An 11,260-nucleotide genomic window follows, 5' to 3' on the forward strand; every position below is an offset into this window, starting at 1 on the left:
CTCTATGTTTGAGCAAGCTGCGATCGCTCTAGAGATGGCATCCTCAAATTGTCGCCATTGCTGATATCCCAATATGGGCATTAATTCACGAGCTAACCAATACTCATTGCCATCTGTATCAACCTGCTTGATTTGGTCAAAGAGGCTGGACTGATTTTCACGCTTTATAATTGCATCCATACTTCCTCTGAGTTTTTGATAGGTGAACTGACTACGCTATTTGCCCCTTACTGTGGGTGGATCTGAATCTCTATAGATATCTGTTCGATGATTTCGGCGATTTTAAGACGCGACATAATTTTTAGTTGTGTGATGAAAAAGAATTAAACATTTACCCGCACCAAACTTTTTTCACCGACCAGTGAGAAACGATTAGATATAGTTCGTGATTGAGTTAACATTGGCGATACCAATTCAACAATGTAAAACCAAGAATTATGCACCAGCGCAACCCCCAAAATCAGCCGTTGCTTTGTTCCTTGATCGTGAGAACAAAGCATCACTCTTTCGCCCAGAACGAAAGCAGGCTTTTGCACAGTGATGACTTCTAACTCTCCAGTCCCGATGATTTGGTTTTGTGTAGCGTGGAGTATTTCATTACGGCAATCAATTGAATAAATCCAGCATTCGTGTTTCCATTGCATACCGCAGCAGTAGCCGAATGTTCTCGTGGTTCGCAGGAAAACTCTCTCTAGCAAATTGACCTCAACGGGTGGAATTGTTTTACCCCAAGGAGGAGAGAGATACCAAATCGTTTGCAGCGCGTTAATGTGGTCAATCATGCTCATCTCCCTAATAAGTAATTAATGGCTTCGGTATCGAGAGCAGCAATGCGTTTTTTAATTGATTGTGGTGGATTGTCAAAAAACTGTTTGAGATGCCATTTCCGAATTTGGTAATGTCTGGCAGAACGTTTTGTAGCTTTGAGCCATCCTCGTTTTACCCATCTTGTAACAGTTGAGAAATTCAATTGGAGAACTTGAGCGATTTCCTGGCAGCTATAATTATCAAGAGTGGGACGGGCTGAATAACCTAAGCTATTTAACTTCAGATAAATTGCAACTGGTGTGCGATAAAATCCTCGTCTTTTTAAGCTTGAGGCTATTTGTTTGACTGTATAGACTTCAGCTTTTTCTTCAATAATTGCGAGTTCTTCATCAGTCCATTTGATACTCATCTGATTACCTCCTTCTCTGAAGAGATAGAATTGGTGTCTGCCTGTCCTTGTACAATCCGAGCGGTAATAGATTCAAAGTCAACTTGAAAGATGTTCATATCTGTGGACATTTCTCCAGTGTTGTAGCGGTCTACGATGTGCTGTCTGATTGCGTATTGATTCAGCCCATCAGGGATATCGATGTGTACTTCACTTGTGATTTTTCAACTACTGTGACAATGACTTTCATGGTTGTTATTCCTATCTGATTAATTCAGGATTCAGAAATAAAACTTTTTCTGAACTCTGACTTCTGATTTACACTGCTCCGGCTTTTGAAGCTTGCAACTGTTGCATCCATGCGTTAATTGCCGTTAACTCATCCGCACCGTTAGCAGCAGCATCAACAACTTGGTTTTGATACGAAGATTCGGCATGATTAGGATATTCACACTTGTCTGCTGCCCAAGCCAAACACATGGTTTTGATTAGTTCATTAATCTGGTGAATATCAAGTAAACTTGGGCGATCAACATCTTGAAATTGCAACCACTCTTTGACTAAATCAAGTGGATAGTCAAGCAAGGTGCGAATATTTTTAACTCGCAAGTCTTGAGGGTGTACTGGTTGAGGAACTACACTAAGTTTTGGTGGAGTCAGTGGGGGTTCGGGAATCGAGTTTGAAGTTGCACCCAATAAAGATTGGATGTCACGAATGATAGTTGCCCAATTCAAATCTCTACTCCACTCCCTGTAAATCTTGGTTTTGGTTGCGGCATCGTAAAGATTGCAGAAAACTGTATTCTCGTCACCAGCATTCGCAACGATAATCAGTGGTTTAGAAAAATCTTGGATTAATGAGGCAGCGAGAAGAAAGCTTTTGGCGAAATTGGTTTCAACACCAGTCCTGACAACATAAAGTTCATCCGCACTGACAACAATATCCAGCTTAAAATTGTCTTTGCCTTTAAATTCTTTAGTCGTTACGCGGAGTTCAGACAAATATCCAGTTAATGCTCTTTGGGTAACAGGGATTTTCTTATCCTGGCTGATATTGAACTTGTACCAGACGTAAGATTCCCCGTCTACTTCCCCCTGATTGACATATAAATAGATGGGGTCAGGAGGGTTGCATAAACCTAGTTTGATTTCAGTAATCATATTTTGTTGGGATGTGTGATAATTAGTGGTTTGTAGCGTAAACTTTCAGTGCTTTACGATTGCTTGAAGAAAAGCTGATATTCAAGCAATCGCTTTTCTACTAAACAGAAGGTTCTCGATTCCGGTCTAGCTCCCATTGCAGGTAAATCAGCGCAGTTTGAGCATCGGCAATGTTTAAATCAGGTTGATATGCCTCATTCAGTAGTTGTTTGTAGTCTGGGTGCGTAGCAATAATGGATATTAAGGTTTGAGCTTGTTCAACTAATTGGTGAAGTTTGGGGTTAGACATTTCAATACCCAGCCGTGAACATAAATCCTCAGCTTTTACTCCCATGATCCCTGGCTCAATCTCCGTTGCCAATTCTTCAAGTAGCGATTGAAAGTTAGGGTGTTCATCGTTAATTTCAATCTCAAATAAATCCGCGCTTTTTGTAACAACGGTTGCCCAATCGGGTAAAGTTTGTGCAATGGTCTTCGCATAAAGCTTCATGATTTTCTCCTCTAAAGTTAATAACTTAAAAATCCTCAGCAATCTCCAACAAAAAGCCGCGTCCAGTGTTCTGCACTTGCACCAGTTCTTTATCCAGCAGTGTTTGAATGACTGAATCAGAGAATTGAAACTGAAGCCGATGCAATGGAACACAACCACCACCAAGCCGAATCGAATGCAGCAAATGGTTGGCTCTACGGTCAAAGCTTTTGTCAACCGTTTTAGGCATTTGTGAAACCTCCGGTTAATGCGGTTAACTGCCGATTGAGAATATTTATCTGCTGTTGGTAAAAGTCAATTTCAGCAGTGATTTGGTGGAATAATTCTTCTGGTGTTAGGGGTTGAATTTGAGACTCCTGAAAGTGGAACAATTCATCAGAATTTTTCTTAGGCATCAGAGCATAGCGCCAGCCACCACCGAATTGTTCAGCTAATTCAGTACCATTCTGATAGTATTGAAGTCCTAGAATGATGCCTTGTTTTGTGCGCTGATTCAAAGCAAAGCGAGGGTATGCCCAATCTTGGGGTATCGAAATTGTTGGTTGCATAGATGTGATGAGTGATAGTTTCAGATGGGTTTAAAGGCGATGTCTACGACGTGCTACGCCAACGCAGTTGTCAAACATCGCCCAGAATGAGAGTACTTATGCCGTCACTAACTCCGCTTTCTCCAGCAGCCGTTGCAATTTATCACCGATTAGCTGTTCTAACGGCTGCTCTAAAAAATATTCATCAAAAATGGATTTCCCATCAGTAGACACGTCTATCATCGACAGCCACCGCACGGCTTCCAACGCCGAATCAGACGGTAGTTGCTGACACTCTCCAGTACGTATCACCCACCAAGCACCAGTAAAGCCAACTTCGCCTAGTTTTACGTCGCTGCTGTAAATGCCATCGTCGAAAATTTCAAACCCGTACTTCTCGCACTCGTTGAAAATCTGCACCATGATTTCGTTACCACTGGTGTCATTCGCTTCTGATAATTGCTTTTGTACTGGGAGTGTGCTGTCTTGGTAATGCCATTGGATGTAGCGGTAGCATTTAGCCCAGGTATCAGCACGGTGTTCTTCTGTACCGTTGACCATCACCACCCAACGCTGTGTTACGAAGTCCGTGTGGTCATGGGTGATGCTGGCGATCAATTTGTTATCAGCGTATATCTCGTGATCATAAAAGGTGATTTCTACGGTTGTCAGTGGTTTGGGAGCTACGGCTTGGGCTTGGTCGGCGATGAAGTAGTCGAGTTCGGCTTGGGCTGCGGCTTGGTTGTCAACTTTCTGAAGCTTGGTGGATTGGTGGGTGATAATTGCGTTTACCCAGGTTTCAGTCGCTCTTTTGTCAAGAGTGGGTGTAACGCCTAATTCGGCAGCGATTCTTTTGAGACGGGGGAGGGTGTAGCGGCAGAGGGCTTGCTGTGTGTAGGTTGGATGGGTCATAATTGATATTCCTGCCTCGACAGGGGTTAGGTTTTTGCAAAGGGCGATCGCTTCGTTGTCCAGACGGGGGCGGTCGTCTTTTGTTATTCCTATTCTATCAACTCCGAGTAGACAAATCAACTGTTAGGCGACATTTTTTTGCAAAATAGCCAAAAGTTCAGATGGGTCAATGTATACAGCCGGAAAGAGCTGCTTAAAATCGGCATCAAGAGCATTGCAAATAGCCACGATTAAATCAGTTGAGACGGCTTCAGCTTTGCCTACCTCCAGCTTATGAATATACTGGTAAGTGCAAGTTACTCCATTATTGTTAACTTTGTCGGCAAGGGTTCGCATGGGAATGTCACCACGTAAAGATTGTAAACGTTTTCCCAGTTCAGAACTCCATTTTAGTCTGTCAACGGAATCGAGAGAAATCATCAGTTTGCTTTTATCATTCTTACTCACATTGTAATCTCCCAGTTGACGTAAAATAGCTTGGTGACTACTACGAGTTTAAAGTTTCATCAAAGCTGGGAGAATATGAACCCACAAACTTTACAGACAGCGATAAACGGTGTCGCTAATGCCCACAACGAACTGCACGAAGCCATACATAAACTGCAACACAGTTCAGTTAACGAAGTGAAGCAACTGCTGGCGTGTCAAAATGCTGTACTGGCAATGGCTATAGCTCCACAAGTACACCTTGGGGTTTTCAAAACGGCAGGTAAGCTCATGCCGCTTTCCTTGTTGTCATGGACATTTTATACACGGGAATGTAGAGACAATGCCAAAGCCGACAAAGCAACAAGGATGATTACCGCAGATGCAAATATATATTAAACAAGTTAAGGAAAAACCCCAACCTCAGTAAAAGGTTTGGGGAATTAATATCAATTTAATTACACCTCCATCATGGCACAACTCGATATTCGTTCAAGTACTGTTCAGCTAGGGGTGGAATAATGGCTAAACCATCCTCGAACCGCAACAAAGCCACTTCTGCCGCAGAGAGTGATTCCAAACCACCCGCTAACTTTGCAAATAAGGATATCTCCCTTCAAGAAAACCCAGGTTCAGCAACAATTACCGTTAGTGCTGTTGAAATTCCAGAGTTGACAGAGGAAGAACAGAGCGATCGCCTACATCTAGAGCGCCGTGTGGAAAGAGCAGTCTTTGAGGCGGGAAAGGCGCTTATGGAATTGCGCGATCGCCGGCTGTACCGTTCCACACATAAGACCTTTGAAGAATACTGTAAAGAGAGATTTGGCTACAGTCGCCGACAACCCTATCTTTTAATGGATGCAGCAGTCGTTTTTGATAATTTGCTTGAAAAATGTGATCCATTGGATCAAGTTTTACCCACTAATGAGCGCCAAGTTCGACCGATGACGAAACTTGAACCCCAGGAACAGCAAGAAGTGTGGCTAAGAGCAGTCGAACTTGCTGGCGGGAAAGTGCCAACTGGTAGAATCGTCAAAGATGTTGTGCAGCGCATCATGGAAAGGACGAAAGTACCCAATACCTACCAAATCGGCGAAGTGTGCCAAATCGTAGTTAAAGACAACCCAGAACTCAGGGGTAAAGGCGGATGCTGGGGGATAGTCAACCATGTAGGCGAATTCAGTTGCACAGTCACAACGTGGTATGGGGAGTACACTCTCAGAATTGACCACCTAAAGTCACTGAATTACTTGGAGTCCGAATGTCAGCAGATGCAGCAGATTAGCGATCGCATCAGTAGGTTACGGGAAAACGAGAAATTAGAAGAAGCAGCCCGTGCTGTGCTGAAGTATCTGGGGGAGTTGAAGCGTCCGTATTTGACGGAGGTGGAGGAGAAGTTGTTGAGTGTGATTGAGCAAGAGTACGGTGTTACAGATTGAATTCTAGAAACACCTCGACAATAATAGATACACGTCTTATGATTAGGTAATCACCTTGATGTTTGGCAAGTCGAAGCGGGGTCAAAAACCCTGGGGATCTGCCAAAATCGCCAGAACCTTGACAAGTAAATAGTTTCACAGTTTCAGTGCTAAGGGAAGTTGAAAATTAGTCGCAATAAGAGCGGCTGAAATCGACCTATTTTTGAGGTTCGCCAAAAAGCTTCCCAGGAAGCTTGCTCTGTAACAGTTTCAGCACCGAGCAGTTTCCACTAACCAAATCCCCTCACGGGGACTGAAACCTGGCTGAGTTTTCAGTGTCCCATCGTCATTTTTTAAGTTTCCACTAACCAAATCCCCTCACGGGGACTGAAACTAGCACGTCATGCGTGGAATTGGGGGCTAGCTTTAGTTTCCACTAACCAAATCCCCTCACGGGGACTGAAACCAAGCAAGCTACCAGTAGAGCGAATAGCTCCGATTGGGTTTCCACTAACCAAATCCCCTCACGGGGACTGAAACGTAGAAGAAGCGCGAATAAACCGCACCCCTGGAAGGTTTCCACTAACCAAATCCCCTCACGGGGACTGAAACCTGATAGCAAATCTAGCCCCCGACACTCTATCTAATGTTTCCACTAACCAAATCCCCTCACGGGGACTGAAACTTTGTTTTAGACACCGAACGCATACCACTAGACCCAAGGTTTCCACTAACCAAATCCCCTCACGGGGACTGAAACTGCCAAATATGAAAATGAGCCGATTGAAGTAGTAGGGTTTCCACTAACCAAATCCCCTCACGGGGACTGAAACAATTGTAGATTTTCTCTAGTTCGTTGCCGCGTTGGGTTTCCACTAACCAAATCCCCTCACGGGGACTGAAACACATTCAATCTATATATACAGAGAATACTTCAGAGACGTTTCCACTAACCAAATCCCCTCACGGGGACTGAAACCAGTATTATTTTGAATACTGAAATTAATACCCGCTTCAGGTTTCCACTAACCAAATCCCCTCACGGGGACTGAAACATTGATGGATGGGAACCAAAGGCTAACCAATTACAGTTTCCACTAACCAAATCCCCTCACGGGGACTGAAACTGGCTGCTGCTACGATGAATCGATTAGGCTATGGTGTTTCCACTAACCAAATCCCCTCACGGGGACTGAAACCAATGAATATGTCCTGAAGTGAGCGATCGCCTACCGAGTTTCCACTAACCAAATCCCCTCACGGGGACTGAAACCGCTTCTAGCTCAATTCCTAGTCTTGTATTTTTTGGAGTGAAACCTGCAATCCAGGCAGCAACGTAGAAGCGGGTTTGCGTTTCCAAAGCTAATTACCCCGCAAGAGGATTAAAAATTTAAAGATTAAGCAGGATTTTCCTGGCACAATTGGCTAACAACTCTTTCGATTTCCAGTGTCATCCAATCAGAGCCTGTGTGGTGGTAAACTAGAACCAATGATTGGTAGAACCACAAAGTTTTTTCTCGACCGGCACTAAAATTAGTCCAGATGACATCTCCATATTGTTGCCAATCAGCTAAAAGCGATCTGGAATTATGCAGTTTGTCAGCCAGAGAAACCAAGCGTACAGAAGGTGAAGCAGAACGGAGATTATTGAGGTAATGCTGCTTACGTTCTTGCCAGGGAGGTTTAGGAGGTGTATCCCACTCAGTACAGCCATCGATAATAGCCAAAACTGTTTCACCAAAGAGTTGACGGATGTCGTCACGAATGGGTTTGCCACCTTGATCTTCTACTGCATCATGCAAAAGAGCAGCGATCGCTTCTTCTTGGGTACCTCCAGCTTCTAAAACTAAAGCCGTTACACTTAACAAATGTGAAATGTAAGGAACGCCGCTAATTTTGCGTGTTTGATTAGCATGAAGACGAGTTGCGTAGACTAAAGCGGATTCAAATCGTTCAGTCAGTTTTAATGAATTCATAGTTGCGTCAATTGTGATAAAGCATAAATTGAGTAGCGGCATCAGCAGCAAAGCTTTGCCGTAAATCCCAAGGTGTTAAAACTTCAACTTTTGGAAGCCATGCTCGTAAACGCATGACTAGATTGTTATCTCTGTGTTCGTTATCTTGATATCGGATACGTGCTTGATAGTAAGCGTCTGTTTCCGAACGCTTGGCAAGGACTTTTAATAAATCTTGCTGTTGAGGTTGTTTAATTTCACGTTGAATCAAACGTTGCACTTGCTGATAAGTAATTTCTTCAAAAGTGTCGTGGCGTTCAGTACCTTTAACGTAGCGATCGCAGAACTGGCGGTCAAATCGCAGTAACATCAATTGCGAAGGCAAATAGAAATCAAATCCCCAAGCTTTAGACATTTCTAAAGCAATATAATCTGGAGTAGGTAAAGATGTCTTTCGATAGTGCTGTAGTAGATTTGAAGGTAGTTTGGGGTTTGTCCACTCTAAAGAAGTCATACTTTGAATATGGTCAAGGCGAAAATTATACCAGTTAGTATCTTTTTCCGGGCTTTGTCCATAGGCACACAGATAAACTGCCCTCTGTACGTAGTAGATGCATACGGGATAAACGATACAATCAACTTTATCCCCAAGTTTGGCACTACCATAAGTTAGTTTCACAGGTGGAACTGGAGTTTTAGCCCAAAGTTGTCTTAACTCGCATTCCAAATCCTCAACCGCATCTAGGGTACTATGGGGAATTACATAATCGAGCTTCAAAAAAAAGCGTTGAACACCATTGATTTTTTGAGAATGATATTCTGCGATCGCTGCTAAATCTTCATGCATGAAGTTCAATTCATAAGCACTGATTTTGGTGGTGCTAATGTCATATTTAGCAGTTATGGGACGTGGTGGAAACTCGCACACTCGGTAATATTTCTGATATTTGTATACAAGCCAACCCAGTTGAGCGAGAATTTCCAAATCAGCTTGCAAGGAACGCCGAGTTACGCCAAACAAACGCTGCTGTAACAGTTTGTCTAAAGCCGATGCATCGATACCAGTGTAAGCAAGTATTGATTTCTGCCACTGGCTAGCAACTATTCTGGTTTTTTCATTAAACAACCATTGAGATGTGGTTTTGGTACAGGGGCAATCAGAGTCATGTACGACGGGAATTTTTTCTCCTTTAGGATGTGTGGGACTAAAAAATGCATCGCGCCAGTTTGCGTAAGAGAAAGAATCATCTAAAACTAGACGATTATCACCATAGAGCGATCGTAGCCACACCCACAACCGAATTGCCCGCAGCAAATTTTGCTTGAGATATCCGCGTCCTAAACACTGCAATAGTTCTACTTGGGGAATATCTTGAAAAACTAATTCAGACACCAGCCGAATCTCGATAAATATAACTTTCTTTAAGATACAGCGTCTTGGAAGACACTTATTCCAAGTGCGTGTATGATGTACCCATCAAATAAAGCTTAAAGGTAATGAGTACTTACAAAATTGAGCTAAAAGACGGAATTCTAAGTGTTAAGTTCGGTGAACCTGTGTGACTTGAAGAAGATTTTGGACAGATTTTGGAATGAGAAGTTGGACAAGTGTAAGCTGAAATACTTATAACTTCGTTAAGGCATTAATCAAGCGATCGCTTTTTTTGGAAAAAGAAAATGGACATAATAACAAAAATGGAAGAAGGAATTGGACACAAATCCACTTTAATACTACTCACAGTCCAACTTATCCCCCTAACTCGTGGGATTTCTTGCAAGCTTTGCGATCGCTTGCTGCCATCGGCATCACTATTACCAAAACCTTTATTTTACATACAGGTATAGAGTTTGAGCAGTTTAGTTTTTCTGTATGCTATTTTTTAGATGTTTTTGGAACGTAAACTTGGACATCCACTTTTGGAAGGTAAAGCTGGACAACCTGTCAAAAATCTTCTTCAAGTCACAACCTGCTCAAAATGACCAGATTGTGCGTGATGCAGCAGCCCGATTGGAGGAAATGGCAACATCAGGAGAACTTACAGGAGGGTCATTACTCAAAATTAATGGGCCTATTTCTATTCCTGTAGCGTTCGTTTTAGCACATAAGCTTGCTCATATTTACGGAGCAGTTGCTTTTTACGATCCGAAGTTAGGTAAATATGTCATTTGTATCACACACAATCCATCGTATAAGCTAGGAGACTTAATTGATTGATATTTGACTGACAGGGAGGTAAATGTAGTAACAAATTGTATGACAACGTATCACATAAGTCTGGAAGGCGACGTTCTAAAAGTCAAGTTTGGTAAACCTGCTAATGGCGATCAAGTCATACGGGATGCAGCAACACGCTTAGATGAAATGGTGGCATCAGGTAAACTTTCTGGAGGAAAACTACTAAAGATTGATGGTCCAGCATCTGTAGCCGTTAGTTATCTAATAGCACATAAGATATCTCAGCTTTATGGTGCGATCGCTGTTTTTGACCCCAAGATTGGTAGACCAGGATATAAAACTTTCATTACGGCAGTTTCCCAAACTCCGGCATACAAAATCGGCGAACTTATTGAAACGGACGAACCGCACAAGACTAAACCAATTCTTAAAGTAGTCCTTTGTGGCCCTCCACAGTCTGGTAAGTCCTGTTTGCGCGAAGGTTTAAAGCAAGCAATCTCTCTGATTGAAGGCGCACCCTATCCTTATGTAATTACTGCTTGTCCAGATGGGGAAGGTGCTTGGTTTTCTGACGCTGCACGACGAGATCCAGATTTAGCCAGAAAACTCAAAGATGAGTATAAAGCCAAGTTCACCCCAGAGTTTGCACAAAAGGCGGCTGGTTGGGTACGGAGTGCCAATACACCCCTGAATATCATTGATGTTGGGGGGAGAATTACTGATGAAAATCGGGTGATTGTACGAGAAGCAACTCATGCGGTGATTTTGGCTGGCGATCGCGGCAAGGAAGAAGTTCCGCTTTGGGAAGAGTTTTGTCGGGATTTGAATATACAGATCATTGCCAATCTTCAAAGTGATTATCACGGTAACAAAGATGAGATTGTTACCCAATCTCCTTTATTAACTGGTAGCGTTCATTACCTTGTACGAGGAGAGGATGTTTCATCTCGTCCGATGGTTCAAGCTTTAGCACGTTTGTTGGTGGGGTTGTGTGGAAGGTGAGGGAGCGATCGCTTATTAACTGCTTAATTACTGAGAC

At 43.0% G+C, this 11,260-nt stretch carries 15 protein-coding genes, 1 pseudogene and 1 CRISPR repeat array; of the genes and pseudogenes, 5 read left to right on the forward strand and 11 right to left on the reverse strand.

Going from position 1 to position 11,260, the window contains the following annotated elements:
- The 9 genes and pseudogenes from ACEW80_RS26160 to ACEW80_RS26200 all read right to left on the reverse strand — a co-directional run.
- A pseudogene (locus ACEW80_RS26160) lies at window positions 1-180 on the reverse strand (DNA-damage-inducible protein); the annotation flags it as partial.
- A 143-nt stretch (window positions 181-323) separates the two neighbouring features.
- Window positions 324-782, reverse strand: a complete 459-nt coding sequence (locus tag ACEW80_RS26165) for a DUF1392 domain-containing protein (RefSeq protein ID WP_373529401.1) — start codon at window positions 780-782, stop codon at window positions 324-326.
- A gap of 2 nt (window positions 783-784) precedes the next feature.
- The gene (locus ACEW80_RS26170; RefSeq protein WP_373529402.1) at window positions 785-1,177 is read right to left on the reverse strand and encodes a helix-turn-helix domain-containing protein; all 393 of its coding nucleotides are present in this window, start codon (window positions 1,175-1,177) and stop codon (window positions 785-787) included.
- 297 nt (window positions 1,178-1,474) lie between these two features.
- Window positions 1,475-2,317 (reverse strand): hypothetical protein, encoded by an 843-nt coding sequence (locus ACEW80_RS26175; RefSeq protein ID WP_373529403.1) that lies wholly within the window; start codon window positions 2,315-2,317, stop codon window positions 1,475-1,477.
- Window positions 2,318-2,417: 100 nt separating this feature from the next.
- Window positions 2,418-2,807, reverse strand: coding sequence for a hypothetical protein (locus ACEW80_RS26180; protein ID WP_373529404.1), 390 nt, complete (start codon window positions 2,805-2,807; stop codon window positions 2,418-2,420).
- Window positions 2,808-2,832: 25 nt separating this feature from the next.
- On the reverse strand, window positions 2,833-3,036 hold the full coding sequence (locus ACEW80_RS26185) for a hypothetical protein (RefSeq protein WP_373529405.1): 204 nt from the start codon (window positions 3,034-3,036) through the stop codon (window positions 2,833-2,835).
- Complete coding sequence (locus tag ACEW80_RS26190) at window positions 3,029-3,355, reverse strand: hypothetical protein (protein ID WP_373529406.1); 327 nt, start codon at window positions 3,353-3,355, stop codon at window positions 3,029-3,031. Before ACEW80_RS26190 ends, ACEW80_RS26185 begins: the two co-directional genes overlap by 8 nt.
- Before the next feature lie 96 nt (window positions 3,356-3,451).
- Window positions 3,452-4,246 carry a hypothetical protein gene (locus ACEW80_RS26195; RefSeq protein WP_373529407.1) on the reverse strand — a complete coding sequence of 265 codons (795 nt, stop codon included), beginning with the start codon at window positions 4,244-4,246 and terminating at the stop codon, window positions 3,452-3,454.
- A gap of 123 nt (window positions 4,247-4,369) precedes the next feature.
- On the reverse strand, window positions 4,370-4,693 hold the full coding sequence (locus ACEW80_RS26200; protein WP_190736249.1) for a hypothetical protein: 324 nt from the start codon (window positions 4,691-4,693) through the stop codon (window positions 4,370-4,372).
- 75 nt (window positions 4,694-4,768) lie between these two features.
- Between ACEW80_RS26200 and ACEW80_RS26205 the strand changes: the two genes are divergently transcribed.
- Window positions 4,769-5,071, forward strand: a complete 303-nt coding sequence (locus tag ACEW80_RS26205; RefSeq protein ID WP_373529408.1) for a hypothetical protein — start codon at window positions 4,769-4,771, stop codon at window positions 5,069-5,071.
- Window positions 5,072-5,193: 122 nt separating this feature from the next.
- Complete coding sequence (locus ACEW80_RS26210; protein ID WP_373529409.1) at window positions 5,194-6,111, forward strand: hypothetical protein; 918 nt, start codon at window positions 5,194-5,196, stop codon at window positions 6,109-6,111.
- Between the two features lie 262 nt (window positions 6,112-6,373).
- Window positions 6,374-7,363: a CRISPR direct-repeat array (repeat unit 37 nt; unit sequence GTTTCCACTAACCAAATCCCCTCACGGGGACTGAAAC).
- Between the two features lie 124 nt (window positions 7,364-7,487).
- Here the strand turns inward: ACEW80_RS26210 and ACEW80_RS26215 are convergent.
- Both ACEW80_RS26215 and ACEW80_RS26220 read right to left on the reverse strand, forming a co-directional pair.
- Window positions 7,488-8,066 carry an HD domain-containing protein gene (locus tag ACEW80_RS26215; RefSeq protein WP_373529410.1) on the reverse strand — a complete coding sequence of 193 codons (579 nt, stop codon included), beginning with the start codon at window positions 8,064-8,066 and terminating at the stop codon, window positions 7,488-7,490.
- A gap of 7 nt (window positions 8,067-8,073) precedes the next feature.
- A complete protein-coding gene (locus ACEW80_RS26220) occupies window positions 8,074-9,438 on the reverse strand; it encodes a TIGR03985 family CRISPR-associated protein (protein WP_373529411.1) in 1,365 nt (454 codons plus the stop codon).
- Window positions 9,439-9,709: 271 nt separating this feature from the next.
- Here ACEW80_RS26220 and ACEW80_RS26225 point away from each other — a divergent pair, with 271 nt between their 5' ends.
- The 3 genes from ACEW80_RS26225 to ACEW80_RS26235 are packed head-to-tail and all read left to right on the forward strand — an operon-like array spanning window position 9,710 to window position 11,223.
- Window positions 9,710-9,946, forward strand: coding sequence for a hypothetical protein (locus ACEW80_RS26225; RefSeq protein ID WP_373529412.1), 237 nt, complete (start codon window positions 9,710-9,712; stop codon window positions 9,944-9,946).
- A 2-nt stretch (window positions 9,947-9,948) separates the two neighbouring features.
- Window positions 9,949-10,260: a CRISPR-associated protein Csx3 gene (locus ACEW80_RS26230; RefSeq protein WP_373529413.1), complete on the forward strand. Its 312-nt coding sequence runs from the start codon at window positions 9,949-9,951 to the stop codon at window positions 10,258-10,260.
- 39 nt (window positions 10,261-10,299) lie between these two features.
- Window positions 10,300-11,223 (forward strand): CRISPR-associated protein Csx3, encoded by a 924-nt coding sequence (locus ACEW80_RS26235; RefSeq protein WP_373529414.1) that lies wholly within the window; start codon window positions 10,300-10,302, stop codon window positions 11,221-11,223.
- The last annotated feature ends 37 nt before the right edge of the window (window positions 11,224-11,260 follow it).

It is taken from the genome of Nostoc sp. (assembly GCF_041747015.1).
GTDB lineage: Bacteria > Cyanobacteriota > Cyanobacteriia > Cyanobacteriales > Nostocaceae > Nostoc.